A 26,219-nucleotide genomic window follows, 5' to 3' on the forward strand; every position below is an offset into this window, starting at 1 on the left:
TACCAAACGGGGGTCGGGGGAACGGCCGTTCGCCAGTCAACCATACTGGCGGCGCAGATCCCAGAGCCTTTCCCGAACTCACGCCTGAGGCGGTGACCGATGTCATACGGCTCCTCCCCCGAGGTCGTCCCGGCCGACGTGCTGCGCGCCCTCGCCGGCCGGATGGCGGCCGGGCTGGCCCGCCGTGGCGTCGCCGAGGGCGACCGCGTCGTCGTCGCCCTGCCCAACGGCGTCGAGCTGCTCGCGGCCGTCTGGGCGTGCCTGGGGACGGGGCGAGTCCCGGTGCCGCTCGACCCCCGGCTGACGCCGCACGAGCGTGGGCCGATCCTCGAGGACGTGTCCCCCGCGCTCGTGCTGGACTCGCTCGCCCGACTCGACGAGCTGCTCGGCGAGGAGGCCCTCGAGCTCGACCCGGCGCCGCGCTGCCGTCCCATGCACTTCACCTCCGGCACCACGGGCCGCCCCAAGGGCGTGTGGTCGGGGTTCTGGGACGAGGACGACGCGCGGTCGGCCGTGCTCGAGGAGCGCGAGCTGTGGGGCTTCGCGGCGACCGACGTCAACCTCGTCGTCTCGCCGCTCTACCACTCCGCTCCCCTGCGGTTCGCGCTCGGCACGGTGCTGGCGGGCGGGGCCGTGTGCGTGCTGTCGGCCTTCACCCCGGAGGGGTTCTGCGAGGCGGTCGAGCGGGTCCGCCCCACGACGATGTTCTGCGTCCCCGCGCACCTGCAGCGACTCCTCGAGCACCTGCGGACCGCGCCGGCGCCGGACCTGTCCTGCTTCCGGCTCGTCGCGCACGCGGGCGCACCGTGCCCCGAGCCGGTGCGGCGCGGCACGCACGCGGTGTTCGGCACGGACGTCGTGTGGGAGTTCTACGGATCGACCGAGGGCCAGTTCACCGCCTGCCCGGCACCGGAGTGGTCCGCGCACCCCGGGTCCGTCGGCCGCGCCCGGCCCGGCCGGGTCATGCTCGTCGACGACGAGGACGAGCTGTGGTGCGTCGTCCCGCCGTGGGGCCGGTTCGAGTACTGGGGCGATCCCGAGCGGACGGCGCAGGCCTGGCGCACGACCGAGCACGGTGCCGCGTTCACCGTCGGCGACCTCGGCCGGATCGACGAGGACGGCTTCGTGTACCTCGACGCCCGCCGCACCGACCTGATCATCAGCGGCGGGGTGAACGTCTACCCCGCCGAGGTCGAGGCGGCCCTCGTCGAGGTCCCGGGCGTCACCGAGATCGCCGTCTTCGGGCGCCCCGACGAGCGGTGGGGCCAGCGCGTGTGCGCCGCCTGGGTGGGCGAGGCCTCCGAGGAGCAGCTGCGGTCCGCCGCGCTGGAGCGGCTCGCCCCGCCCAAGCGGCCGAAGCAGTACGAGCGCGTCGAGGCGCTCCCGCGCACGGCGACCGGCAAGGTGCGCCGCACCGAGCTGTGAGCGCTCAGGCGGACTCGACGCAACTGAACGAGCGCCGGTACGCCTGCGGGCTCGTGCCACGGACGGCACCGAAGTGGTGCCGCAGCGTCGCGGCGTTGCCGAACCCGACGCGCTGCGCGATCTGCTCGATCGGCAGGTCGGTCGTCTCGAGCAGCTCCTCGGCCATGGCGACGCGGCGGCCCAGCAGCCACTGCCACGGCGTCGTGCCGGTCTCGTCGCGGAAGCGGCGCGCGAACGTGCGCTCGGACATGTGCGCGCGGCGCGCGAGCGCGGCGACCGTGAGCGGCTCGGCGAGGTGCTCCTCGGCCCAGTCGAGCACGGGGGCGAGCGTCTCGGCCTCGACGACGGGCATGGGAGCCCGGACGAACTGCGCCTGTCCCCCGTCGCGGTGCGGCGGCACGACGATGCGCCGGGCCGTCGTGGCCGCGACCCGGGCGCCGTACCACTGGCGCATGAGGTGCAGGTTGGCGTCGATCCCGGCGGCCGATCCGGCCCCGGTCACGATCGGTCCGTCCTCGACGTAGAGGACGTCGGTGTCGACGATCGCCTCCGGGAACGTCTCGGCGAGCTCCGCGCCGTAGCGCCAGTGGGTGGTGCAGCGCCGTCCGTCCAGCAGGCCGGCGTGGCCGAGCTGGAACGAGGCGGTGCACGAGGCGACGATCGTGGCGCCGCGGTCGTGCGCCTCACGCAGCGCCTGGCTCACGCGCGGATCCTCGGTCCGGTAGTCGCGCTTGGCGGCGAGGGCCACGAGGTCCGCGTCGGCGACGGCCTCGAGGCCGTGCGTGATGACGAAGCCGAAGCCCGAGGAGCCGCTGACGATGCCCGGCTCGGGGGTGCACGCGACGAAGTCGAAGACCGGGTTGCCGTCGTCCGGGTGGTACTGCTCGCCCCACACCTCGGCCAGCACGCCGATGCCGAACGGCTCGGCGTTGGCGGACACGATCATCGCGACCTTCGTCATGACGGCTCCTTGGCGGGTTATCGACGGGACCTGTCATTCCCGCCACTGTTGGCAGGATACCACTGAGCGCAGGATTGTTGCCATGATCATCCTCCTGCTCCTGCTGGCCGCGATCGCCGCCGTCTCGGCGGCCGGTCTGTGGTCGACCATCGCCCACGACGGACTCGGCGTCCGCCCCACTCCCCGCAGTCACGCGCGCGACCCGTTCGGTGCCGTCCAGGACTCCTGACCGCCGCCGACGAAAAGAACGAGGCCCCGACGATCAGGTCGGGGCCTCGTTCGCGTCTCAGGCGGAGATCACTCGCCGCCGGTCAGCTTCTCACGCAGGGCCTGCAGCGCCTCGTCGGACGCCAGCGAGCCACCGGCGCTCTGGTCGTCGTTCGACGGAGCGGAGGTGTACTCGCCCAGGTTGCCGGCCTCGAGGTTGGCCTTCTCGGCCTCCGCGACCTGCTTCTTGTGGGCCTCCCAGCGCTCGTGCGCCTCGGCGTACTGACGCTCCCAGGTGGCGCGAGCCTCCTCGAAGCCCTCCTGCCACTCACCCGTCTCGGGATCGAAGCCGTCGGGGTAGATGTAGTTGCCCTGCTCGTCGTAGGACGAGGCCATGCCGTAGAGCGTCGGGTCGAAGCTGTCGTCGCTCGCGACCTCGGTCTCGTTGGCCTGCTTGAGCGACAGCGAGATGCGGCGACGCTCGAGGTCGATGTCGATGATCTTGACCATGACCTGGTCGCCGATCTGGACGACCTGCTCGGGGATCTCGACGTGACGCTCGGCCAGCTCGGAGATGTGCACGAGGCCCTCGATGCCCTCCTCGACACGCACGAACGCGCCGAACGGGACGAGCTTGGTGACCTTGCCGGGCACGATCTGGCCGATCTGGTGGGTCCGGGCGAAGTGCTGCCACGGATCCTCCTGGGTCGCCTTGAGCGACAGCGACACGCGCTCGCGCTCGAGATCGACCTCGAGGACCTCGACCGTGACCTCGTCGCCGACCTGGACGACCTCGTTCGGGTGGTCGATGTGCTTCCACGACAGCTCCGAGACGTGGACCAGTCCGTCGACGCCGCCGAGATCGACGAAGGCGCCGAAGTTGACGATCGAGCTGATGACGCCCTTGCGGACCTGGCCCTTCTTGAGCTCGTTGAGGAAGTTCTGGCGCACGGCGGACTGCGTCTGCTCGAGCCAGGCACGGCGCGACAGGACCACGTTGTTGCGGTTCTTGTCGAGCTCGATGATCTTCGCCTCGAGCTTCTGGCCGATGTACGGGTCCAGGTCGCGCACGCGGCGCATCTCGACGAGCGACGCGGGCAGGAAGCCGCGCAGGCCGATGTCCATGATCAGGCCGCCCTTGACGACCTCGATGACGGTGCCCTCGACGACGCCGTCCTCGTCCTTGATCTTCTCGATGTCGCCCCAGGCGCGCTCGTACTGGGCGCGCTTCTTGCTCAGGATGAGACGGCCTTCCTTGTCCTCCTTCTGGAGGACCAGGGCCTCGACCGAGTCGCCCACCTGGACGACCTCGTTCGGGTCGACGTCGTGCTTGATGGACAGCTCACGCGAGGGGATGACGCCCTCGGTCTTGTAGCCGATGTCGAGCAGCACCTCGTCGCGGTCCACCTTGACGATGGTGCCGTCGACGATGTCGCCGTCGTTGAAGTACTTGATGGTCTGATCGATCGCCGCGAGGAAGTCTTCCTCGGTGCCGATGTCGTTGACCGCAACCTGCGGGGCCGCAGAAGCGAGGCCAGAAGTCATGTAGAGGGGCTCCGATGGATGGATGGAATTGAAGTTGGACAGGATCCACGCCGGAATCCGGGCAGGCCGAACCCACAGCGCATCTCTCAGTCTACGACACGGGGGCCCTCCCGTAAAACCGCGCGTCGAACTCTCTCCTCACTCACCCAGGAACGCCTCTAGGGCCCGCACGTAGAGGTCGACGTCCGCCGCCGCCATGAGCTCGCGGGCCGAGTGCATCGCCAGCTGGGGCGCTCCCACGTCGACCGTGAGCATGCCCGTGCGGGCGGCGCTGAGCGGGCCGATCGTGGAGCCGCACGGCAGGTCGGCGCGGTGCACGTAGCGCTGCAGCGGCACCTCGGCGCGCTCGCAGGCCTCGGCGAACGCGGCGGTGCCCCGGCCGTCCGTGGCGTACCGCAGGTTCTGGTTGACCTTGAGCACCGGTCCCCCGCCGAGGGTGATCCGGTGCAGCGGCTCGTGCCGCTCGACGTGGTTGGGGTGGGTCGCGTGCGCCATGTCGCCCGACGCGCAGACCGAGGCGGCGATCATCCGGTGGTACTCCTCGCGGCCTCCCCCGGCCGCCAGCACGATCCGCTCGAGGACGGTCGACAGCAGGTCCGACTGGGCGCCGCGCTCGGAGGTGCTGCCCACCTCCTCGTGGTCGAACAGGGCGAGCAGCTGGCCGTGCGCGGCCGGCTCGGCCTCGACGAGCGCCCGCAGCCCGGCGAAGCACGTCGCCTGGTTGTCGAGTCGCGGGGCGGCGACGAAGTCGTCGTGAGCCCCGACCGGGCCCGAGGGCAGCGTGTCGGCCGTCATGAGGTCGAAGCCCACGACCGCGGCGGGGTCGACCCCGGACTCGGTGGCCAGCCACGGCAGGAACGCGGCGGGCTCGATCGACCACAGGCCGTCGAGGTGCCGCTGGCGGTCGGGCGCGCCCGCCTGGTCGCGGTCGAGGTGGATCGCGAGGTTCGGCACCCGCACGACGGGACGCCCGGCGTCGACGAGGTGCTCGGCGCCGTCGCGGGTGACGAGGCGGCCGGCGATCGTCAGGTCGCGGTCGAGCCAGGTGGACAGGATCGGGCCCCCGTACGGCTCAAGCGCGAGGACGCCCAGGTCCTGGCGGGACGCGTCGTGGTGCTGCTTGAGCCGCAGGTTCGGGCTGTCGGTGTGGCCGCCCACCACGCGGAAGCCGGCGCTCGGACCACCCTCCCCCGGGGTGCGCCAGGCGACGAGCGAGCCGCCGCGGACGACGTAGTAGGCGCCCGCCTCGCGCGGCCAGGCCTGCTCCTCGGACAGCCGGGCGAAGCCCGCTCGCTCCAGCTCGGCGGCCGCCGTGGCGACGACGTGGAACGGGGTCGGCGAGGCATCGACGAAGCGGCACAGGTCGGCGGCGGAGGGCGACATGGCGTCACTGTAACGACCGACGCCGCCCCCGGAGCGGGGGCGGCGTCAGACGGAAAGGCGACGTGGTTCAGACGGTGGCGTACTCCGCCGAGTCCGCGTCCTCGCGACGGCGCGAGGCCCGGACGTACAGCAGCGCGCCGATCAGGATCAGCACGAGGCCGCCGATGATGCCCACGAGCGGGATCGTCGTGTTGATCAGGCTGAGCAGCATCGCCTTGCTCTTGTAGTCGTCGACGTTCTCCTGCACGTAGTCGTCCGTGTACTCGAGCGTGGCCTTGGTGGTCGTGGCACCACGCTCGCCGTCGACTTCGAGGTACGAGTCCTGCGACTCGCCGCCCTTGATGATCGCGCCGGTGACCGGCTCGACGTACAGGGTGCGGGTGTTGGAGTAGATGCGGTCGGCCTTGACGCTGTCACTGGCCTTGCGACCCACGAGGTTGCCCGGGACGGTGATCTCGCCGGACTTCTGCGGCGCGATCTCCTGGACGAACTTGTAGACCTTGAGACCCTTGATCTCGGTCTCCTCCTCGAACTCGGCCGGCGTCGCCTTCTTCAGCGTGCCGTCCCAGAACTGGTACGTCTTCTTCTGCGTGTCGAACGGGAACTTGAAGTACAGGCCCTCGAAGGGGTCCTCGTCCGTCTCGCCGCTCGCCTCGCTGACGGCGCCGTCCCAGCGGACCGTCTCGGCCGAGTTGCGCTGGAAGGCGACCGTGTCGTTCGAGCCCGCCAGCGGCGTCTCGGTGCCCGAGCAGTCGAAGTCGGGCGTGTCGGTGCACACGTAGCTGTTCCACACCGCGACGTCCTCGTCGAGCTCGTCGGACGCCTCCTTCGACAGGTCGACGTCACCGGTCACGACGCGCACCGAGCGCAGCGGGCCGTTGGTGATCGTCAGGTCGTTGTCGACGTCGAGGTATTCGGCGTCGGCACCGGGCAGCGTCTCCGACGTGCTGGTGGTGGTCTGGTTCAGCGGAACCACGGCCAGACGGTCGTACATGTAGAACTTGGACAGCAGGCCGAGCACGAGCACGAACGCGCCCAGACCCAACACGACGATTCCGAACTTCTTACCCACCAGGGGCTCCCTTCCCAGTCTGTGATCGGGCACACGCTACCACCGAGTAGGCTTCCGATGTGACAGACACCACCGTCGAGGAGCGCCCGGTCACGGCAGCCCCTGATGCCCCAGCAGTTTTTCCGGTCACCTCGGTGGCTCTGGTGCTCATCGCCGTCAGCATCGTCATCAAGGCCTGGGCAGTCTCGGGGTCCTGGTACTACGAGGACGACTTCGTGTTCCTGTCGTCCGTCGCTCGCGGGGAGAACGACCTCGACTGGTACTTCTCGCGATACGACGTGCAGTTCATGCCGCTGGGACTCGGACTCGCGACCATCGCCGGTTCTGTCGGCGGTTTCGCGTGGTGGCCGGCCGCATTGCAGATCGTGCTGCTCTACGCCGCAGGCGCAATCGCCTGCTGGTGGATGCTCGTCCGCGTGTTCGGGTCGACCCCGCGCATCCTGGTGCCCCTCACGTTCTATCTCTTCTCTCCGTTCCTCGTTCCCGCGGTGATGTGGTGGGCCGTCGCGATCAACGTGGTCGCGGTGCAGGCGTTTCTCTTCGTCCTCATCGGCAGCCACATCGAATACCTGCGTACCCGTAGGACGCGCTGGCTGGTCATCGCCGGCATTGCGCTCATCTTCATCGCCGGCTTCTACGCCAAGTCGTTGATCGTGACCGCGGTTCTCGGACTCTTCACAGCCTCGTATGCCACGGGACCGGGACATCCCGGTCGCCGGTTGCTCGAAGCGGCCAAGGGGTGGTGGCGGATCTGGGCGCTCTACGTAGCCATCGGGGCGCTCGTCGTCTGGGCGTACCTGCGCGAGGACTCCGCCGGCACGAGCGGGTCGTCCGGCGTGCCGGACTTCGCCGGAGTGTTCGAGAGCCTCATCCTTCGCAACCTGATCCCGGGACTGCTCGGCGGACCTTGGTCGTGGGTGGATCTCGGCGGCTTCCCTCGCCAGCTCTCGGGAGCCCCGGACTTCGCGGTGGCCGCCGCGCTCACGGTCGTCGTCGGTGCGTTCGCGTTCGCGATCCATCGCTGGCGCAACGCGTGGTTGCCCCTCATCTTCCTCGCGCCGCCGGTAGCAGTGACGTTCGCGTCGGTCGCCTCTCTGCGGAGCTCGCGCTTCTCCTCCCTCGTCGGACTCGAACCTCGCTACTGGGGTGACGTGCTTCCCTACTTCGTGCTGGCCCTCGCCGTCTCCGTCATGGCCGTCCCGGGACTGCCGCTGGTCCGTCGCCGCCGCAATCGCGCACCGCTGGACGTCCCTCCCACGGCCGTGGCAGCGATCGCACTCGCCTACGTTGCGTCCTCGCTTGCCAGCACGCTGGCCTACGTCAGTCCGTGGCACACCGACTTCCCGGCACGACAGTTCGTCACCGGCGCCGTGGGCAACGCGGAGGCCGCGGGCGCACCACTCACGGTCGCGAACGTCAGCGCGCCGCCGAATGTCGTCCTCGGGACGCTGTATCCCTACAACGCCCCTGGACACCTCTTCGCGCCCTCGCCCGGGCTCATCGACGCCGTCGAGGCCGGCGTGGATCTCGACATCCTCGACGCGTGGGGCAACCCCGTGCCCGCCCGCCCGAAGGCCGACAACGACGTCGACCTTGTGGACACGCGGTGCATCACGGGCTCGGGACGCATCCGCCTGCCCTACAAGACGTTCGACTTCCCGTTCTGGGTGACCGTCACCGCCACGTTCGACGCGTCGGCTACCGTCTTCGTGTCCGCCGGAACCGAAGGACACACGCTGCGAGTACCGGCGGGGCGCCACGCCTTGACGTTCCGATCGCGGGGGCGGTTCGATCGCATCGATCTCTCCATCGGCGGAACGACGACCGCGTGTCCCGAAGCGGTCCGGATCGGCAGCGAGTTGGAGGTGGCTCCGTGACGACACCGCTCACCACGAGCACGAACCGCTTCGCGCAACTGGACTCCATCCGCGCTGTCGCGGCCATCATGGTCGTCGCGACGCACTGCTGCTTCTGGGCGGGCGTCTACACGCGCGGCACGTGGGGCACGGCGACGCAGCGACTCGAGGTCGGCGTCGCGATCTTCTTTGTGCTTTCGGGGTTCCTGCTGTCTCGTTCTCACCTGCGGCGCAGTCGCCACGGGACGCCCACCGACCCCGTCGGCGCCTACGCGCTCAAGCGCGCCGGGCGCATCCTGCCCGTCTACCTCATCGCCGTCGTCGCCGCGTTCCTGCTGCTCGACACGAACGACGGACTGGGCTGGCGTCGCTTCGCGCTCAACCTCACGCTCACCGACTTCTTCGTGAACCCGCAGCTGCCGTTCGGCCTCACGCAGATGTGGAGCCTCTCGGTCGAGGTCTCCTTCTACATCGTGCTGCCCCTGATCGGCGCCGCCTGGCTCGCCCAGACGTGGCGGCCGGTCTCGACGATCCTGCTCCTGCTGGCCCTCGGCGTCCTCGGCGTCGTCTACCTCGGCGTCACGACGGCGCAGGGCGAGAGCCTCGCGTCCCGCTGGCTGCCGTCGTACTTCCTGTGGTTCGCGCTCGGGATCGCGCTGTCGATCGTCGAGATCGACGGCGGCGCGAGCCGGTTCACCGCGGCGCTGCGTCGATGGGCCGCCGACCGCACGGCGTGCTGGCTGCTCGCGCTGGGCCTGTTCTTCGTCATCTCGACGCCTATCGGCGGCTCTCCGCTGCTCGTGGCGCACTCGGCGTCCGAGCTCGTGCTGCGACACGTCTTCTATGCGGCGATCGCCGTGCTCGTCGTCGCACCGTGCGTGTTCGCCACGAACGACGGCGCCGCGCGCGTGCTGTCACACCCGTGGTTCCGCCACCTCGGCCACACGTCGTACGCGCTGTTCTGCACCCACGTCATCGTGCTCGAGCTCGTGCTGAACGCCGTCGGGTACGAGCTGTTCAACGCGCCCGTCGTGCCGCTCTTCCTCCTCGTGCTCGCCGTGAGCCTCGTGGTGTCGGAGGTCCTCTACCGCTTCGTCGAGAAGCCTGTGATCGACGCCGTTCACCGCCGCGCCAGCGCGGCCCGCGCCACGGCACCGAGGCAGACAGCCGCCAACGCCTGAGCGGCACCGGTCGAGACGATCTCTCCGTCCGTCACCGCGACGACGACCGACGCGCCCATGGACACCGCCACGACGGCGGTGGGTGCCCATGGCCGACGACACGACGCGAGCGCGAAGCCGATCGTGCCTGCCGCCAAGCCACCGATCCCAGCGAACGTCAGCCCCGTCAGCAGGAGCAGCGCTCCAACGGCCCATCGCGGAGCCCAGCTGCGGGCCGTCGCTATCCGGTTGCGTCCGCCAGCGAGCAGCGCTGTCACCAGCAGCAGAGCCGCCGCACCCGCGCCGACCCCCAAGGCCGCCGTGTAGGTCTGCGACGCAGTGAACTCGGGTTCGGCCCGCTGCGACGTCCAGAAGCCCTGCTGCCAGCCGTTCACCACGGCCGGCTCTCCTCCGGCGTTATCCGACCACGCGGGGTTGCTGTTGCCACGGGTCACCTCGAGGCTGAACGGCGCGTCCGAGGCGAGCGCGTCGGCGCGGCTCATTCGCACGGACTCCGGCACGACGGACGCGAGGGGCGTCAGGTCGACCTGCTGGCGACCGGCGGGTGTCTCGACGGGATCGCACGACGTCACGTTGAAGGACTCGCCGCGGAGCAGGCGACGGAGCGTGGTGCGGCCCTCGACCGGCACCTGCCCGTCGTTGATCGACAGCGGCGAGCTCGACCCGCACGTCAGGTCGACCGTTGCCCCCGTGTCCAGTCGCGGGACAGTGTCACCGATCGTCAGCTCGGCGATCCCGACGGGCAGGGTCTCGAACGTCCCGTCGCTGCGGAAGTCCCGCGCGTCCTCGGCGGAGATCAACGAGACCGAGAGCTCGCTCGTCGTGATGGGCTCGGGCAGCGTCGCCACGCCGTTCGCCACCGTGGCGCTGAGGCGGAGGTCACCGGTGCGCACGATCACTCGCGAGGCGGACGACGCCGGCTGGCTCACGGGGGTCTCCAGCTCGATCTCCGAGACCCGGACTGGGCGCTTCCAGGTCAGCCGGATGGTCGGATTCGTGTCGGCGGGGTCGGCGGTCCAGGCCGTGTCCGGCGAGCCATCGAGCATCTGCACAGACGACGAACCCGGGTCGCCCGTGATGGACGACGAGGTCGTGACCTGCACGTCGCGGCCACGCTGCGCAAGGCGTTCCAGGCCCTCGGACGCCACGGCGCGCATCGACGCGCTTACGTTCCACTCGTGCCGATCCTGGAGCGTGAAGCCGCGCTCGATACCGCCGGCGTCCTCGGAGAGGTCCTCCTGGCCGGCGCGACAGCGCAAGGTGTCGCTGAACTCGACGCAACCGGGGCGGCGCACGGTCCCCAGCCCCAGCACGACCTCGTCCGGATCGGACCAGGCAGCCGGCATCGTGGGCAGCTCGAGCCGGCGCTCGATGCGCACACCGGTCAGATCGACGTCGGACAGCTGCGCCTCGCCCGCGTCACGACGCACCTCGATGCGGACAGTCTTGGCCAGGCCGAGTGGCAGGGAGGCCGGCTCGTTGCCCTCGAGAGTCACCTCTTGACGCTCGCCGTCGAGCACGACCGTGGCGGTCTGCAACTCACCGTCTGGAAGGCCTCCACGCAGCGTCACCTGCGAAACCGTGCGGGCGCGGTCGAGGCCGATCTCGATCCAGCCCCGCTTCGCGTCAGCGCGCCACGCCGTCAGCTCCGAGCCGTCGAAGGCCGCCCACGGCGATGAGTCGGTGCGGCGAGGACGCAGCGCGTCGGCCTGCGACTGCGCCGAGGACGCGCGCAGCGTCGTTGCACCCCCCAGCGTCGCGGTGGTGAGCCACTCCTCCTGTCCCCGCGCGAGGTAGTCGTGGACCGGGCGATCCAGGCTCCATCTCTGGCCTGGCAGCTTCGTCGCGGAGCGAACACGGTCGACCGCTCCGAAGGCGGCCTCCTGCTCTCGCAGCCCATCCGTCAACACGAACCGCTCGACCGGTTGGTCGCCCTGGTCGTTCGCGAGGACGGTGTCGCCGGTGACGACGCCCATCGAACGCAGTCCAAGCACATCGGCCGCCGAACCGGCGACAGTGACCGGACGCACCCGGTCGATCGCACGCGTGTTGACGCGGTAGATCTCGACGGCGGGGGCGCGGCTGGCCCAGCCACCGCGGGCGTACGAGCGCTTGCCGTCGATCATCGCAAAGCCGGTGCCGCCGACCTTCGGGCCGAACGAGGCGACCAGCTCGATGCCGGGCGAGCGCTGCAGCGACTCGCGGATGACCGCGTTGCGACCCTCGGAGATCTGTACCTGCAGGTCGTTGCGGACCACGACGTAGCCGACGCCGGTGCGGGCCAGGTTGTTCGCGAGCGCGGAGTCGGCGCGCCCGGTGGAGACGCTGTCGGTGATGGCGTCGAGCGCGCGGATCGTGCCGGCGGGCGTCAGCGGGATGCTGTTGCGGATGATCCATCTCCCGGTCGACAGCGGCTGGATGGGCTCATCGCCCGTGCTGCCCCAGAGATAGTCGGGGAAGGCGGAGGACGGCAACAGCAACGCGCCGCGACCCGGAGCGGCATTGTCTGAGACCCAGTCGGTCGTCTCTTGCCAGTACTGCGGGATTCCGTCGAATGTGCCGCGCGGGGTGAGCCGGTCTGCCCAGGCCGGGAACGTCGCACCGACGAGGACCGACCCGAGGGCGAGGCCGAGCCCCAGGCGGGCGGGGCGCTCCGTGAGCCGGCGGGCCAGGACGTGCAGCGCGTGGACGACGCCCAGCATGACCGGGATGCGGATCAGAAGGTCGTACTTGTGCGTGTTGCGCAGCGGCGCGAGGACGCCGTCGAGGAGCTCCTGGAAGTCGTGGGCCCAGAGCCCGTGCACCGGACCGGTGTGCCCGAGCGTGACCATGACGAGGCCCAGGAACATGCCGGCGACGAGGAACCGCCGCGCGGGCAGGCCCCGCAGGGTCAGGCCGACGAGGCCCAGGACCACGATGATGCCCGCGTGCGCGACGACGAGCGGCTCGGTGAAGTACACGACGCCGGCGCGAGCCTGGCCCGAGACGATCGGCACCCAGTTCGTCACGCCGCGCAGGGCGCCGTCGATCGAGGCGAGCCGCGTCGTGACGGAGGCGCTCTCGATGAAGTCGAGGAACGGCGGGCTGTAGCGGCCGAGGAGGAACAGCGGCCCGATCCACCACAGCGTGCCGAGCAGCACGAGCGGAGGCCACCACAGCAGCATCGTGGTGCGGCGGGGCCCCTTGTTCATGAGCAGCCACAAGCCCGCGAGCGGGATCACCGCGAACGTGGCGGCCGCGTTGACGCCGCCGACGCAGGCGACCGCGAGCGCACTGAGCACCGCGGCGCGGCGCGCGCTGCCCTGGCGCATCCCCAGCACGAGCGGCACGAGCACCCACGGCGCGAGCGCCATGGGCCAGACCTCGACCGAGCTGGGACCGATGACGGTGAGGATGCGCGGCGACAGCGCGTAGACGAAGCCGCCGATGAGCGCCGTGGTCGAGCCGCCGATGCGCAGGGCGCGCGCCAGCGCCACGAAGCCGGTGAACGCCAGGCACAGCAGCAGCGCCCACCACAGGCGCTGGATCACCCACGGCGGCAGCGAGATCGCGTCGCCCAGCCAGAAGAACGGCCCCATCGGGAAGAGGTAGCCGTACGCCTGGTTCTGAACCTGCCCGAGATAGCCGACCGGGTCCCACATCTCCAACGCCCGGGACAGGAAGCGCCCGGGGTGGACGACGAGGTCCAGCTTCGTGTCGGTGACCGTCCAACCGGGGGACTGCAGGAACGCCAGGGCCGTCAGCAGGCCGCAGCCGGCGAGGAGCCTCAGTCCGTGGCTCGGCGAAGAACGATCGCCAGGTTCCACGTGAGCACCTCCCTCAGGCCGGGCACCCTGAGGATCCACCAGCTCCAGCGCGGGAGGTAGCGGGGCATGACCGCCAGCACCTCGACGCCACGGCGGCGCCGGGCCCACTCGATCCCGGCGGCGGCCGTCACCGGGAAGAGGGACTCGCCGAAGACGTTCTTGGGCGGGTGACCGTGCGTGCGCTCGTAGCGGCGCGCGGCGCGGTGACCGCCGAGGTAGTGCCACGGCGCCGTCTCGTGGCCGCCCCACGGCCCCCACCACAGCGTGTAGGAGAGGAAGACCAGTCCCCCCGGCTTGGTGACGCGCACCATCTCGTCGGCCATGCGCCACGGCTCGGGCACGTGCTCGAGGACGTTGGACGAGTAGGTGATGTCGAAGCTGCCGTCGGCGAACGGCAGCTCCATGCCGCTGCCCAGGACGGTGCCGGGCTCGGGCTCGCCCAGCCCCGAGAGCTCGCCGAGGTCGGCGTCGAGCGCGGTGTACCGGGCCCCGGCCTCGCGGAAGCCCTGCGCGAAGTACCCCGGACCCCCGCCGACGTCCAGCACCCACGCACCCGAGACGTCGGCGAACTGCCCCACCTGCGCGACGGAGTCGGCGGCGAGGGTGCCGTAGAAGTGGTCCGGATCGGTCTGCTCGACGCGGAACGCGTTGAACAGTCGCCAGGCACGCCGCAGCGTCGGAGCACTCGGGTCGGTGGTCACCCGAGAGAACATACTCAATGTGTTGTGACTCACGGGTAGGCTGTTCCGATGCGGTCCGAAAAATGTCGGAAGGGAGGGGTCCGCGAGTGCATGTGCTGATGTGCAACTGGCGTGACACCCGCAACCCCGAGGGGGGCGGATCCGAGCGCTACGTCGAGGCGATGGCGCGCGGCCTGGTGGCCCGCGGACACCGCGTCACGATCGCCTGCGCCGAGCACGACCAGGCCCCGCGCGACGAGGTCGTCGACGGCGTCCGCTTCGTGCGGCGCGGCTCCAAGCTCGGGGTCTACCTGCAGGTCCTGCTGCGGCTGCTGTTCCGCCGGTACGGGAGGGTCGACCTGGTCGTCGACGTCCAGAACGGACTGCCGTTCTTCACCCGGCTCGTCACGCGACGCCCCGTGATCCTGCTGGTGCACCACGTCCACCGCGAGCAGTGGCCCGTCGTCTACCCCGGCCTCATCGGCAAGGTCGGCTGGTGGATCGAGAGCCGCCTCTCCCCCGTGCTGTACCGCCGCTGCCAGTACGTCACCGTCTCCACCGCCAGCCGCGACGAGCTGGTGGCCCTCGGCGTCGCCCACGAGCGCATCGCGATCGTGCACAACGGCAGCGACCCCGCGCCGTACGTGCCGGCCGGCCGCTCGAGCACCCCGCGCATCGTCGTCGTGGGCCGCCTCGTGCCCCACAAACAGGTCGAGCACGCGATCGACGCGCTGGCCGAGATGCTGCCGGACCACCCCGACCTGCACCTCGACCTCGTCGGCGACGGCTGGTGGCACGACGACCTCGTGGGCTACGCCCTCGAGCGGGGCGTCATCGACCACGTCACCTTCCACGGCTTCGTGACCGAGGAGGTCAAGCACGAGGTGCTGGCCGCCTCGTGGGTCATGGCGCTGCCCTCGCTCAAGGAGGGCTGGGGCATCGTCATCGGCGAGGCCGGCGCGCACTCGACGCCCACCGTGGCCTACCGGTCCGCCGGCGGTCCGCGCGAGTCGATCGAGGACGGCGTCTCGGGCGTCCTCGTCGACACGCCCGAGGAGTTCACGGCCGCGCTGCGCGACCTCGTCGAGAACGACGATGAGCGCAAGCGCCTCGGTGCCGGCGCCCTAGCGATGTCGCACCAGTTCAGCTGGGACAACGCGATGGGGCACTTCGCGACCCTCGTCGAGGTCACCGGCCTGGTCGTCCCCCAGCACGCCTGAGCCCGCCCGGGCACGACGAAAGGGGCGCCGACCAGGTCGGCGCCCCTTCTCTTACGTCTGGATCAGTTGTTGCCGTAGCTGACGTTCGCAGCCTCGACCGGCTCGGACCCAGCGCTCGACTGCGTCTGAACGACCGCGAAGGCCGTCGCGCCGGCCATCAGCACTCCGACCGCGAGGGCGGCGATGCCACCAGTGATGCTTCCCACAGGGGTGTCCTCTCTCAGACTTCAACTTACTGCCGAGTATAGCGGACATCACATCGCTGTACACCCTTCTCAGAATCTCGGCCGAGCATGTCGGAGCCGACTGCGACGTCGTCCTGCGCGACCCCGTCCTGCTGGGCGTGGCCGCCGTCTGGCTGCTCACGTTCTCGCTCGGGCTGGCCTGACCCTTCGCGCGGCGACGACGACGGCGCCAAGCACGGCGGCTCCCGCCAGCACCCAGCCCGCGACGACGGCCGCCACGCGCGCGCCGTCGCTGGGGTCATCCGTCGCGCCGGGCACCGCATACAGCCGCAGCGTCCCCTCGGTGGCAACCTCGTCGAGACCGTCGAGGTGCGCGGCCGCCTCGTCCGCACCCGGTGCGGAGGTGTCCAGCACGACGTAGCCGACGCCCTCCGCGGCGACCTCGTCCCACTCCCCCGCCTCGACGGCAGGCCGCAACCGTGCCGCACGCGGGTCCTCGCCCGCGATCTCGACGTCGCCGACGCGCAGCGTGTCGTCCGTGACGGTCACGCGGTCGAAGTAGCGACCGGCCGGGTCCAGCACGGGACGGTGGTCATTCCACGCCGGGGCCCGGAACGGCGAGAAGGGCAGCGACAGCAGGTCGCCCGGACCGTCCTCGCGCTCCAGCGCGGCCGCCGTGCGGTCCCACTCCGCCGGGTAGTCCACCGTGTCGAGCCGGCCCGCGAGCCCCCACGCCAGGTCAGGCACGAGCGCGACCGGCGCCACGAGCGCGAGCAGCCAGCCGACGGCCGTCGTGGCGGACCGCTCGGTCAGCCACTGCACCGACGCGGCCAGGCCGAGGGCGACGGCCGGCGCCAGGAGCAGGACCCACCTCGAGCCGTCACGGACCAGCCCGGCACCCGGGACGACCTCGACGACCGCGCCGACCGCGGAGGGCACAGCGGCCCCCACGAGGGCGACGCCGAACCCGATCGCGGCCAGCACGAGCACGGGACGGACGTCGCGGAGACCGCGCCGCCACAGCAGGACCCAGCCGGCGACGACCATCGTGAGGAACAGTGCGGACAGCATCGTCGCCGCGAGGGTCTCGCGCGTGGGCGGGCGGACGTCTGCGTTCCAGACGCCCCCCAGGGTCGCGACCTCGAGCCAGACCGGTGTGGATCCGCCGCCGCGCGCGGCGAACACGTCGACCCCGGCGGGATCGCTCGTCAGCGGCGCGGTCGAGACGAGTGACGCGATGATCCAGGGCGCGTTCACGGCCAGCGCGAGCAGCAGCCAGCGCCAGGCGTCGCGGAGGCGGCCCAGCACGAGGACCGCGACGACGGCCATCACCCCGGAGGCCGGTGTCATGGCGGTCACCGCGAGCAGCAGCGTCCCGGCGGCGAACCGGCGATCGCGCACGGCCACGACGAGCCACGGCATGGCGGCGTAGGCCAGCAGCAGTGGCCAGTGGCCGAGCCCGAGCCGCTCGGCGACGAACGGGTTCCAGACCAGGAGCGTCGCGGCGGCCCACTGGGCGGGCCGGCCGAGGTCGCGCGCGAGGACCGCGCCACCGGTCCCGGCGCCGACCAGCGCGGCCATCAGCAGGGCCTTCTGCACCAGTTGCTGCGGCAGGACGACGCCCAGCAGCGCGACGACCCCGTCGGACGGCACGGCGCGGGGCAGGCCACTGCCCAGACCCCACGTGTCGGGACGGGTGACGGACAGGTCGGGAACCCAGACCATGTCGTAGCTGAGCACGTATCCGGGGGCCAGCGCGGGGCCCAACGCGAGTCCCGCGAGCCCGACGATCCACAGCAGCAACAGGGGTCGCAGAGCAGCCCGGCGTGCCTCGAGCGGCCGCGATGGACACATGAGCGGCCCCTCCGTCACAGAGTCGAATTCCCGACTATTGTGCCGTGGGTGCGTACTCAGCAGAAGGCCATGACCAGCATGTCGGTGGTCGCCGTGGCCATGATGGTGATGAACGTCGCCACGTACGGCTTCAACCTGGTCGCCGCCCGCCTGCTGGTCCCCGCGGAGTTCGGCGCCCTGACCGCCCTGCTGAGCCTGATCCTCATGGCGAACGTCGTCGCGCTCGCCCTGCAGGCGGCCATCGCCCGGCGCATCTCGGTCGCCCCGCAGCACACGCTCTCGATCGTCCACACCGCCTCGCGGGTCTCGCTCGCGGTCTCGCTGGCCGTCGGCGCCGCGGCTGCGGCCACCACGGTCGTCCTGACCCCCGCCTTCAACTTCAGCTCGATGTGGGCCGTCGTGCTCTGCGGCGCCATGATCGTCCCGCTCACGCTGACCGGCGCCCTCATGGGCGTCGCTCAGGGCACGGCCCGCTGGCAGCGCCTGGCCGTTCTGTTCGTCGGCAACGGCTTCGGTCGCCTGATCGGCGGCGTCGCCGGCCTGCTCGTCGACGCCTCGGCGACCAGCGCGATGGCGGGCCTGGCGATCGGAGCCTGGCTGCCCGTGCTGCTCGGCGCCGGCCTGCTCACGTCGAACGCCGAGGAGGAGCCGCACAGCCGACGGCCGCTCGTCTTCGAGACCGTGACCTCCGCCGCGACCCTGCTGGCCTACTTCGCGTTCAGCAACGTCGACGCGCTCATCGCCCGTGGCGGCTTCGAGGCCCACGACAGCGGCCTGTACGCCTCGGGCCTGATCCTGACGAAGTCCACGCTGTTCCTGCCCCAGTTCGTCAGCGTCGTGTTCTTCCCGAGCCTCGCCCGCGACTCCAGCCACCGGACGCGCCTGCGAGCTGCCGGTCTCGTCGCACTGCTGGGGCTCGCGGTCGTCGCCGGCACGGCCGTGCTGCCCGACCTCGCGCTGATCCTCGTGGGCGGCGAGCAGTACGAGGAGATCAAGGGCGACCTGTGGCTGTTCGCCGTCTCGGGCACGTTCCTGGCGATCGTCTACCTGCTCGTGTTCGACGCGCTCGCGCGCCGCGAGGGCGGCGTCGCGATCCTCGTGTGGCTCGCGGCCGCCGTGGTCTTCGGCGTCGCGTACACGAACTCGATCGGCATCGTCGGCCTCGTGACGACGATGGCGATCACCGCGGCCGTGCTGTCGGCACTGCTGCTGGCGTGGCCGCTGCTGCGCCGCTCCCCCGCCCCGAAGAGCGACAAGGTCACCGAGCCCGAGAGCTGATCAGTGGCCGGCCTCGTGCCACGTGCGGCCCACGCCGACCGAGACGTCGAGCGGCACCGAGAGGTCGGCGGCGGCCGCCATCTCACGGCGCACGAGCCCGGTCAGGCCCTCGAGCTCGTCCTGCGTCGCCTCGAGCACGAGCTCGTCGTGCACCTGCAGCAGCATCCGTGACGTCAGCCCGGCCTCGTCGATCGCGCGCTCGACGTTGAGCATCGCGACCTTGATGATGTCGGCGGCCGAGCCCTGGATGGGCGCGTTGAGCGCCATCCGCTCGGCCATCTCGCGACGCTGGCGGTTGTCGCTCTGCAGGTCCGGCAGGTAGCGGCGCCGGCCCATGATCGTCTCGGTGAAGCCCGTCTGGCGTGCCTCGGCGACGAGCCCGTTGAGGTAGTCGCGCACGCCGCCGAACCGCTGGAAGTAGTCGTCCATGAGGGCGGACGCCTCGCCGGTGGAGATCGACAGCTGCTGGCTCAGGCCGTAGGCGGAAAGGCCGTAGGCCAGCCCGTAGTTCATCGCCTTGATCTTGGCGCGCAGCTCGGTGCCGATGTCCTCGGGATCACGGTCGAACACCTTGGCGGCGGTGACCGTGTGGAAGTCCTCGCCGGAGTTGAACGCCTCGATCAGGTCGGCGTCCTCGGACAGGTGCGCCATGATGCGCATCTCGATCTGGCTGTAGTCGGCCGTGAGCAGGACGGCGTACCCCTCGCCCACCGTGAACGCCTCGCGGATGCGCCGGCCCGAGGCGGTGCGGATCGGGATGTTCTGCAGGTTCGGGTCGTTCGAGCTGAGCCGGCCGGTCGCGGCGATGGTCTGCGCGTACGTGGTGTGGATGCGGCCGTCGTCGGAGATCGAGCGGCGCAGCGTCTCGACGGTCTGGCGCAGCTTCGTGACGTCGCGGTGCGCGAGCAGGTGCTCCAGGAAGGGGTGGCCGGTCTTGACGTACAGCTGCTGCAGCGAGTCGGCGTCGGTCGTGTAGCCGGTCTTGGTGCGCTTGGTCTTGGGCATGCCGAGGTCCTCGAAGAGGACGACCTGCAGCTGCTTGGGCGAGCCGAGATTGATCTCCTTGCCACCGATGGACGCGTACGCGCCCTCGGCCGCCTCCTGGGCACGGGCGGCGAACTCGGACTCGAGCTCGAGCAGGGCCGCGTCGTCGACGGCGATGCCGGCCTGCTCCATGCGCGCGAGCGTCGACACGAGCGGCAGCTCGACGGTGGCCAGCAGCTCGGTGCCGCCCGCCTGCTCGACCTCGGTGGCCAGCGCGGCGGCGAGGTCGAGCGCCGCACGCGCCCGCAGCATCGCGATCTCGGCGTCGTCGTCGGTGTCGAGCGACAGCTGGCCCGAGGCGGCGCTGTCGTCGCGCAGCTCGCGCTTGAGGTACCGCACCGACAGGTCGGCCAGGTCGTACGCCCGCTGGTCGGGTCGCACGAGGTACGCGGACAGCGCCGTGTCGGCGGCGAGGCCGCGCAGCGTCCAGCCGCGCTCGGCCAGCGCCAGCATGGGCCCCTTGGCGTCGTGCAGCACCTTGCCGCGGTCGGCGTCGCCGAGCCAGTCCGCGATCGCGGCATCGTCCTCGGGCGTCAGGGTGGCCACGTCGATCCACGCGGCCGCCTCGTCGGTGGCCAGCGCGAGCGCGATCACGTCGCCGCCGCCGCGGCCCCACGAGCCCTGGACGTGCAGGCCGACGACCGCCGTGGCGTGCTCGGCGAGCCACGCGCCGACCTCGCCCGGGGCGAGGACCCGGCCGTCGAGGTCGAAGCCGGCCTCGGCCTCGACCTCCTCGGAGGCGCCCGGGAACGTGGTGAACAGCCGCTCGCGCAGGGCGGTGAACTCGAGCGAGTCGAAGACCGTGTGAACCTTCTCGCGGTCGAACGCGAGGTCGAGCTCGAGGTCCGCCGGGCCGAGCGGCAGGTCGAGGTCGCGCACGAGCGCGTTGAGCCGGCGGTTGCGCAGCACGTCGTCGAGGTGGTCGCGCAGCGACTGGCCCGCCTTGCCGGGGACCTTGTCGACGTCGGCGACGAGCGCCTCGAGCGTGCCGTACGAGTTGATCCACTTGGCCGCGGTCTTGGGGCCGACGCCGGGCACGCCCGGCAGGTTGTCGCTGGACTCGCCGACCAGCGCGGCGATGTCGGGGTAGAACTCGGGCAGGACGCCGTACTTCTCCTGCACGGCCTCGGGCGTCATGCGCGCGAGGTCGGACACGCCCTTGCGCGGGTACAGCACCGTGACCTTCTCGGTGACCAGCTGCAGGGAGTCGCGGTCGCCGGAGCACACCAGGACCTCCATGCCGGCAGCCTCGGCGCGCGTGGCCAGCGTGGCGATGATGTCGTCGGCCTCGTAGCCGGCCTTGTCGACGTGCTTGATGTCCATGGCGTCGAGCACCTCCTTGACCAGGGCGACCTGGCCGGAGAACTCCTCGGGCGACTTGGACCGGTTCGCCTTGTACTCGGCGTACTCCTCGGTGCGGAAGGACTGGCGTGACAGGTCGAACGCGACGCAGACGTGGGTGGGCTGCTCGTCGCGCAGCACGTTGATCAGCATGGAGGTGAAGCCGAACACCGCGTTCGTGCTCTGTCCCGTGGTGGTCGCGAAGTTCTCGACCGGGAGGGCGAAGAAGGCGCGGTACGCCACCGAATGTCCGTCGATCAGCAGGAGTCGGGTCACGCCTCCGACCCTAGTGGGCCGGTCCGACACGTCAGCCGCGGACGGCGGCGCGGCGGCGCAGCGAGCGGCGCACCGCGATGAGGCGCCCGGTCTCCCGCGAGCCGGACGCCTTGGCGGCCAGGCGGGCGTTGAGCTTGCCCACCGGGATGGCGCGCAGGACCGCGATCTGGTTGAAGCCCAGCTTCGTCAGGTAGCGGTTGGGGTCCTTGGCGTAGGCGGCGGCCGAGGCGAGCACGAGCTCGCAGTCCTGCTCGGACGCGTACGCCGCGATCACGGCGAGCAGGTTCGAGGCGATCGAGCGGCGACGGTGCGACGGCGCGACCTGCAGGTCCGAGACGATGACGACCTTGGACATGCAGATCGGGTTGAGCGTGGTCAGGTCGACCGCGGCGGCGCCGACGAGCCGCTCCCCCACGTACGCCACGAGCAGCCGGCGGTGGTGCGAGCTGGCGTTGAACTCGATCGCCGCGCGCGCCTCCTCCTCGCTGGGACGGCGCCACAGGGACGGCTGCGTGTAGGTCTCGGACCCCTCGTCGCCGGCGGCCTGGGCACAGGCCTCCCACAGGTCGATGAGCTGCTGGGCGTCGTCGACCTCGACATCGCGGATCTCGACGGGCTGCCGCAAGGCCATGGGTCTGGACCTCCGGGGGGAGCGGACGGGGACGGGCCAACTGTACGCCCGAGACGATTGCCAGCGGTATGCCCCGCACGACTCGGAATCGAAACCGAACTGTTACCTGCGGGGGTCTCATCTGGCCGCCACGGTGGCTTTTGCGTGACTATGCTCAACGGGATCGAATCTGGCGTGCCGACCCGGCGCGCAGACAGCGACAGGAGATGGTGTGCGACTGCGAACAGCGGCGCTGCTCTCGGTGATCCTCGCCGGCCTCGTGTTCCTCGCGAGCCCCGCCATGGCCGAGACCACGTCCCCCACCCCCGGACCCAGTGCCTCGGCGCCGGCCTCCGACGCCCCCGTCACAGGTGCCGCCATCCGTGTGCGCCTGCTCGACCAGCAGGGCGGCAAGGCCGGCGACAACCCGCCCCCCGTACCCGGCGTCACGGTGACCGTGTCCGACGAGTCGGACACCGAGATCGGCGAGGCCGTCACGAACGACCAGGGCGTCGCCGCCGTCGCGATCCCCGGCAAGGGCAAGTACAAGGTCTCGATCGACGAGTCGACCCTTCCCGAGGGCGTCAAGCTCACGGGCAAGAAGAGCCTCGACGTCAACGTGAACCTCACGTCCGGCCTCAACGTCGCGTTTCCGCTGAACGGCAAGGTCGTCGAGGCCACGCCGTTCGCCGAGCGGCTCGTCGACAGCCTCGTGTCGGGCGTCAAGTACGGCCTCATCATCGCGCTGGCCGCCCTCGGCCTCTCGCTGATCTTCGGCACGACGGGCCTGACCAACTTCTCCCACGGCGAGCTGATCACCTTCGGCGGCGTCGCGGCCTACCTGTTCAACGTCACGATCGGGATGCCACTGATCCTGGCCGGCGTCCTCGCGGTGCTCGCGGGCGGCGTGTTCGGCTGGGTCCAGGACCGAGGGCTGTGGCGGCCGCTGCGCAACCGCGGCACCGGCCTCATCGCGATGATGATCGTCTCGATCGGTCTGGGCCTGCTGCTGCGCAACCTGTTCCAGTACTTCTTCGGCGCCAGCACCCGCTCCTACTCCGAGTACACCTCGCAGCGCGCCCACGACTTCGGCCTGTTCGACCTGTCGGACAAGGAGATCGTGATCATGCTGATCGCGGCCGTGACGATCGGCGTCGTGGTGACGATCATGTCCCGCACCCGCCTGGGCAAGGCGATGCGCGCCGTCTCGGACAACACGGCCCTCTCGGCCTCCTCCGGCATGCGCGTCGACGGCGTCATCTCGAACGTCTGGATCCTCGGCACGGCGCTCACGGCGCTCGCCGGCGTCCTGCTCGGCGTCAACAGCCAGGTCAACTTCATGATGGGCTACCAGCTGCTGCTCATGGTGTTCGCCGCCACCGTCCTCGGCGGCCTCGGCACCATCTGGGGCGCCGTCCTGGGCTCGATCATCATCGGCATCATCACCGAGGTGGGCCCGCTGCTCGGCGTTCCGAGCTCCATCAAGGAGGTGGGCGCGCTCATCGTGCTCATCCTCATCCTGCTCATCAGGCCGCAGGGCATCCTGGGCCGCGCGGAGAGGATCGGCTGACCCATGGACATCGGCAACATCATCGATGCGGCGTTCTCCAACGCCTTCGGCCCGCAGGCGATCGTCTTCGCCCTCGCCGCGATCGGCCTGAACATCCACTTCGGCTACACGGGCCTGCTGAACTTCGGCCAGGCCGGCTTCATGGCGGTCGGCGCGTACGGCCTCGCCGTCGCGATGGTCCGCCTGGACCTGCCCCTCGTGGTCGGCGTCGCGATCGGCCTGATCGCCTCGCTGCTGCTCGCCCTCGTGCTCGGCGTCCCGACGCTGAGACTGCGGGCGGACTACCTCGCCATCGTGACGATCGCGGCGGCCGAGATCCTGCGCCTCGTGTTCGGCGCCGTCGAGACCAAGGAGGTGTTCGGCGGCTCCAACGGCCTCAACGGCTTCACCGAGACGTGGAACAACCTCAACCCCTACACGGGCGGCCTCGACATCGGCATCGCCTCGTGGGGCCGCAACGACCTGTGGGCCATGACGGTCGGCTGGATCACCGTCGCGCTGTGCTGCCTGCTCGTGTGGGCGCTCATGCGCAGCCCGTGGGGCCGCGTCCTGCGCTCCATCCGCGAGGACGAGGACGCCGTCCGCTCGCTGGGCAAGAACGTCTTCCTCTACAAGATGCAGGCGCTCATGCTCGGTGGCGTGATCGGCGGCCTGGGCGGCATCTTCTACGCCCTCAAGCAGGCCTCGGTCGTCCCGTCGGACTACAGCACCAACCTGACCTTCTTCGCCTACACGGCGCTGCTGATCGGTGGTGCGGCCCGCGTGCTCGGCCCGGTGGTCGGCTCGATGATCTTCTGGTTCCTCATCAGTGGCCTGGGCGAGTTCTTCAGCCAGGCCACGAGCGGTGTCGACCCGCTGATCCCGGCCGCGATCATGACCGACACGCAGGCCAGCCTCATCCGCTACATCCTCATGGGCCTCGGCCTCATGCTGCTGATGATCTACCGACCCCAGGGGATCTTCGGCGACCGAAGGGAGATCGCGCTCGATGCCCGTTGACATCACCAGTGCCCGCGAGGCACTCCGCAGCCTGCCCAACGACCCGGGCGTGCCCAAGCCCGACCCGATCGTCAAGGGCAGCAACATCACGCGCACGTTCGGCGGCCTCAAGGCGGTCGACGTCGAGCACGTCGAGATCCAGCGCGGCGTCATCACCGCCCTCATCGGGCCGAACGGCGCGGGCAAGACCACGCTGTTCAACCTGCTGACGGGCTTCGACGTGCCCGACACCGGCGAGTGGTCGTTCAACGACAACGCCCTGGCCAAGGTGCCCGCCTACAAGGTGGCGCGCCTGGGCATGGTGCGCACGTTCCAGCTGACCAAGGTGCTGTCCAAGCTCACGGTCATCGAGAACATGCGCCTGGGCGCCACGGGCCAGCGCGGCGAGCGGTTCTTCCCGTCGATCCTGAAGTCGCTGTGGAGCGGCCAGGAGGACGAGATCACGCAGCGCGCCGACGAGCTGCTCGCCCGGTTCAAGCTCGACAAGAAGCGCGAGGACTTCGCCGGCTCGCTGTCCGGCGGCCAGCGCAAGCTGCTCGAGATGGCGCGCGCCCTCATGGTCGACCCCGAGCTGATCATGCTCGACGAGCCCATGGCCGGCGTGAACCCCGCCCTCAAGCAGTCGCTGCTCGGCCACGTGAAGTCGCTGCGCGACGAGGGCCGCTCGGTCCTGTTCGTCGAGCACGACATGGACATGGTCCGCGACATCTCCGACTGGGTCATCGTCATGGCCCAGGGCCAGATCGTCGCCGAGGGCACGCCGGAGGCCGTCATGGCCGACCAGCGCGTCATCGACGCCTACCTGGGCGCCCACCACGACACCGACCTGAGCGAGGTCGACGAGTCCGACCTCGCCGCCGAGGTCGAGGCCGAGATCAAGGCCGAGGAGGCCGATTCATGAGCGACGCCACCCCCACGCCCAGCACGCCGGAGTCCGAGCGCATCAAGCACCGCGAGGGTGCCGAAGGCGCCGTCGTGCGGGCCGACAACCTGATCGCCGGCTACCTCCCGGGCGTCAACATCCTCAACGGGGCGGACCTGTACTGCCAGCCCGGCGAGCTGGTCGGCATCATCGGCCCCAACGGCGCCGGCAAGTCGACGCTGCTCAAGGCGCTGTTCGGCCTGGTGAAGATCCACTCGGGCACGGTGACGCTGAAGGGTGAGGAGATCACCAACAAGCGCGCCGACGTCCTGGTCAGCAAGGGCATCGGCTTCGTCCCCCAGACGAACAACGTGTTCCCCAGCCTGACCATCGAGGAGAACCTCGAGATGGGCTGCTACCAGGACCCGTCGAAGTTCAAGGACCGCTTCGCGTTCGTGACGGACCTGTTCCCGACGCTCGGCCAGCGGGCCAAGCAGCGGGCGGGCTCGCTCTCGGGCGGCGAGCGCCAGATGGTCGCCATGGGCCGTGCGCTCATGATGGACCCGTCGGTGCTGCTGCTGGACGAGCCCTCCGCGGGCCTGTCCCCCGTCATGCAGGACGAGGTGTTCGTCCAGACGCGCAAGATCAACCAGGCCGGCGTCTCGGTCATCATGGTCGAGCAGAACGCGCGTCGCTGCCTGCAGATCTGCGACCGCGGCTACGTCCTCGACCAGGGCACCACGGCCTACAGCGGCACCGGCCGCGACCTGGCCAACGACCCCAAGGTCATCGAGCTGTACCTGGGCACGCTCGGCCGCCAGGCCGGCTGATCCCACCACCGACAGCGCCCCGGACCCATCAGGG

20 protein-coding genes are annotated in these 26,219 nt (G+C 70.5%); 10 read left to right on the top strand and 10 right to left on the bottom strand.

Annotation, left to right across the window (positions count from 1 at the left end; translation table 11 throughout):
- Positions 1-99: 99 nt before the first annotated feature.
- Positions 100-1,425: a class I adenylate-forming enzyme family protein gene (locus AB3M81_RS05170; RefSeq protein ID WP_412902833.1), complete on the top strand. Its 1,326-nt coding sequence runs from the start codon at positions 100-102 to the stop codon at positions 1,423-1,425.
- 4 nt (positions 1,426-1,429) lie between these two features.
- Here AB3M81_RS05170 and AB3M81_RS05175 read toward each other — a convergent pair whose 3' ends face one another.
- Positions 1,430-2,386 carry a GlxA family transcriptional regulator gene (locus AB3M81_RS05175; RefSeq protein WP_412902834.1) on the bottom strand — a complete coding sequence of 319 codons (957 nt, stop codon included), beginning with the start codon at positions 2,384-2,386 and terminating at the stop codon, positions 1,430-1,432.
- An 82-nt stretch (positions 2,387-2,468) separates the two neighbouring features.
- Between AB3M81_RS05175 and AB3M81_RS05180 the strand changes: the two genes are divergently transcribed.
- On the top strand, positions 2,469-2,615 hold the full coding sequence (locus AB3M81_RS05180) for a hypothetical protein (protein WP_412902835.1): 147 nt from the start codon (positions 2,469-2,471) through the stop codon (positions 2,613-2,615).
- A 68-nt stretch (positions 2,616-2,683) separates the two neighbouring features.
- Here the strand turns inward: AB3M81_RS05180 and rpsA are convergent, their stop codons facing one another.
- The 3 genes from rpsA to pgfA all read right to left on the bottom strand — a co-directional run bounded on the left by rpsA (position 2,684) and on the right by pgfA (position 6,593).
- Positions 2,684-4,138: a 30S ribosomal protein S1 gene (gene rpsA / locus AB3M81_RS05185; protein ID WP_412902836.1), complete on the bottom strand. Its 1,455-nt coding sequence runs from the start codon at positions 4,136-4,138 to the stop codon at positions 2,684-2,686.
- 138 nt (positions 4,139-4,276) lie between these two features.
- The gene (locus tag AB3M81_RS05190) at positions 4,277-5,521 is read right to left on the bottom strand and encodes a M18 family aminopeptidase (protein ID WP_412902837.1); all 1,245 of its coding nucleotides are present in this window, start codon (positions 5,519-5,521) and stop codon (positions 4,277-4,279) included.
- 67 nt (positions 5,522-5,588) lie between these two features.
- The gene (gene pgfA, locus AB3M81_RS05195) at positions 5,589-6,593 is read right to left on the bottom strand and encodes a cell envelope lipid trafficking protein PgfA (protein ID WP_412902838.1); all 1,005 of its coding nucleotides are present in this window, start codon (positions 6,591-6,593) and stop codon (positions 5,589-5,591) included.
- 287 nt (positions 6,594-6,880) lie between these two features.
- Here pgfA and AB3M81_RS05200 point away from each other — a divergent pair, with 287 nt between their 5' ends.
- Positions 6,881-8,470, top strand: coding sequence for a hypothetical protein (locus AB3M81_RS05200; RefSeq protein ID WP_412902839.1), 1,590 nt, complete (start codon positions 6,881-6,883; stop codon positions 8,468-8,470).
- A complete protein-coding gene (locus tag AB3M81_RS05205) occupies positions 8,467-9,630 on the top strand; it encodes an acyltransferase family protein (protein ID WP_412902840.1) in 1,164 nt (387 codons plus the stop codon). Before AB3M81_RS05200 ends, AB3M81_RS05205 begins: the two co-directional genes overlap by 4 nt.
- Here AB3M81_RS05205 and AB3M81_RS05210 read toward each other — a convergent pair.
- Entirely contained in the window at positions 9,570-13,436 is a 3,867-nt protein-coding gene (locus AB3M81_RS05210) for an alpha-(1->3)-arabinofuranosyltransferase domain-containing protein (protein WP_412902841.1), read from the bottom strand. The two genes, AB3M81_RS05205 and AB3M81_RS05210, sit on opposite strands and share 61 nt — an antisense overlap.
- The gene (locus AB3M81_RS05215) at positions 13,397-14,137 is read right to left on the bottom strand and encodes a class I SAM-dependent methyltransferase (protein WP_412902842.1); all 741 of its coding nucleotides are present in this window, start codon (positions 14,135-14,137) and stop codon (positions 13,397-13,399) included. Before AB3M81_RS05215 ends, AB3M81_RS05210 begins: the two co-directional genes overlap by 40 nt.
- Before the next feature lie 98 nt (positions 14,138-14,235).
- Between AB3M81_RS05215 and AB3M81_RS05220 the strand changes: the two genes are divergently transcribed.
- The gene (locus AB3M81_RS05220) at positions 14,236-15,336 is read left to right on the top strand and encodes a glycosyltransferase family 4 protein (RefSeq protein WP_412902843.1); all 1,101 of its coding nucleotides are present in this window, start codon (positions 14,236-14,238) and stop codon (positions 15,334-15,336) included.
- A gap of 62 nt (positions 15,337-15,398) precedes the next feature.
- Here AB3M81_RS05220 and AB3M81_RS05225 read toward each other — a convergent pair whose 3' ends face one another.
- On the bottom strand, positions 15,399-15,542 hold the full coding sequence (locus tag AB3M81_RS05225) for a hypothetical protein (protein ID WP_412902844.1): 144 nt from the start codon (positions 15,540-15,542) through the stop codon (positions 15,399-15,401).
- Positions 15,543-15,698: 156 nt separating this feature from the next.
- Positions 15,699-17,324 carry an MmpA family trehalose lipid delivery protein gene (locus AB3M81_RS05230; RefSeq protein ID WP_412902845.1) on the bottom strand — a complete coding sequence of 542 codons (1,626 nt, stop codon included), beginning with the start codon at positions 17,322-17,324 and terminating at the stop codon, positions 15,699-15,701.
- A 99-nt stretch (positions 17,325-17,423) separates the two neighbouring features.
- On the opposite strand from AB3M81_RS05230, the gene AB3M81_RS05235 reads away from it, so the two are divergent.
- Complete coding sequence (locus AB3M81_RS05235) at positions 17,424-18,653, top strand: lipopolysaccharide biosynthesis protein (RefSeq protein WP_412902846.1); 1,230 nt, start codon at positions 17,424-17,426, stop codon at positions 18,651-18,653.
- On the opposite strand, the gene polA is transcribed toward AB3M81_RS05235, so the two are convergent.
- Both polA and AB3M81_RS05245 read right to left on the bottom strand, forming a co-directional pair.
- Complete coding sequence (gene polA, locus AB3M81_RS05240; protein WP_412902847.1) at positions 18,654-21,314, bottom strand: DNA polymerase I; 2,661 nt, start codon at positions 21,312-21,314, stop codon at positions 18,654-18,656.
- A 31-nt stretch (positions 21,315-21,345) separates the two neighbouring features.
- Positions 21,346-21,945 (bottom strand): GNAT family N-acetyltransferase, encoded by a 600-nt coding sequence (locus tag AB3M81_RS05245; RefSeq protein ID WP_412902848.1) that lies wholly within the window; start codon positions 21,943-21,945, stop codon positions 21,346-21,348.
- 211 nt (positions 21,946-22,156) lie between these two features.
- On the opposite strand from AB3M81_RS05245, the gene AB3M81_RS05250 reads away from it, so the two are divergent.
- Genes AB3M81_RS05250 through AB3M81_RS05265 form a run of 4 tightly spaced genes read left to right on the top strand, consistent with a single transcriptional unit; the run spans position 22,157 to position 26,185 of the window.
- Complete coding sequence (locus AB3M81_RS05250) at positions 22,157-23,494, top strand: branched-chain amino acid ABC transporter permease (protein WP_412902849.1); 1,338 nt, start codon at positions 22,157-22,159, stop codon at positions 23,492-23,494.
- Between the two features lie 3 nt (positions 23,495-23,497).
- Positions 23,498-24,493 (top strand): branched-chain amino acid ABC transporter permease, encoded by a 996-nt coding sequence (locus tag AB3M81_RS05255; RefSeq protein ID WP_412902850.1) that lies wholly within the window; start codon positions 23,498-23,500, stop codon positions 24,491-24,493.
- Positions 24,483-25,394: an ABC transporter ATP-binding protein gene (locus tag AB3M81_RS05260; RefSeq protein WP_412902851.1), complete on the top strand. Its 912-nt coding sequence runs from the start codon at positions 24,483-24,485 to the stop codon at positions 25,392-25,394. Before AB3M81_RS05255 ends, AB3M81_RS05260 begins: the two co-directional genes overlap by 11 nt.
- Positions 25,391-26,185 (top strand): ABC transporter ATP-binding protein, encoded by a 795-nt coding sequence (locus AB3M81_RS05265; protein WP_412902852.1) that lies wholly within the window; start codon positions 25,391-25,393, stop codon positions 26,183-26,185. The genes AB3M81_RS05260 and AB3M81_RS05265 overlap by 4 nt, the downstream gene beginning before the upstream one ends.
- Positions 26,186-26,219: the final 34 nt, after the last annotated feature.

The organism is Aeromicrobium jepli, from assembly GCF_047246605.1.
In the GTDB taxonomy this organism is placed as follows: Bacteria; Actinomycetota; Actinomycetes; order Propionibacteriales; family Nocardioidaceae; genus Aeromicrobium.

Excerpts from the sequence above, each read along its gene's own strand:
- AB3M81_RS05180 (WP_412902835.1), top strand. The coding sequence starts at position 2,469 with ATGATCATCCTCCTGCTCCTGCTGGCCGCGATCGCCGCCGTCTCGGCG.
- AB3M81_RS05190 (WP_412902837.1), bottom strand. The coding sequence starts at position 5,521 with ATGTCGCCCTCCGCCGCCGACCTGTGCCGCTTCGTCGATGCCTCGCCG.
- AB3M81_RS05255 (WP_412902850.1), top strand. The coding sequence starts at position 23,498 with ATGGACATCGGCAACATCATCGATGCGGCGTTCTCCAACGCCTTCGGC.
- AB3M81_RS05265 (WP_412902852.1), top strand. The coding sequence starts at position 25,391 with ATGAGCGACGCCACCCCCACGCCCAGCACGCCGGAGTCCGAGCGCATC.
- AB3M81_RS05245 (WP_412902848.1), bottom strand. The coding sequence starts at position 21,945 with ATGGCCTTGCGGCAGCCCGTCGAGATCCGCGATGTCGAGGTCGACGAC.
- AB3M81_RS05260 (WP_412902851.1), top strand. The coding sequence starts at position 24,483 with ATGCCCGTTGACATCACCAGTGCCCGCGAGGCACTCCGCAGCCTGCCC.
- AB3M81_RS05170 (WP_412902833.1), top strand. The coding sequence starts at position 100 with ATGTCATACGGCTCCTCCCCCGAGGTCGTCCCGGCCGACGTGCTGCGC.
- AB3M81_RS05200 (WP_412902839.1), top strand. The coding sequence starts at position 6,881 with ATGCCGCTGGGACTCGGACTCGCGACCATCGCCGGTTCTGTCGGCGGT.
- rpsA (WP_412902836.1), bottom strand. The coding sequence starts at position 4,138 with ATGACTTCTGGCCTCGCTTCTGCGGCCCCGCAGGTTGCGGTCAACGAC.
- AB3M81_RS05220 (WP_412902843.1), top strand. The coding sequence starts at position 14,236 with ATGTGCAACTGGCGTGACACCCGCAACCCCGAGGGGGGCGGATCCGAG.
- AB3M81_RS05175 (WP_412902834.1), bottom strand. The coding sequence starts at position 2,386 with ATGACGAAGGTCGCGATGATCGTGTCCGCCAACGCCGAGCCGTTCGGC.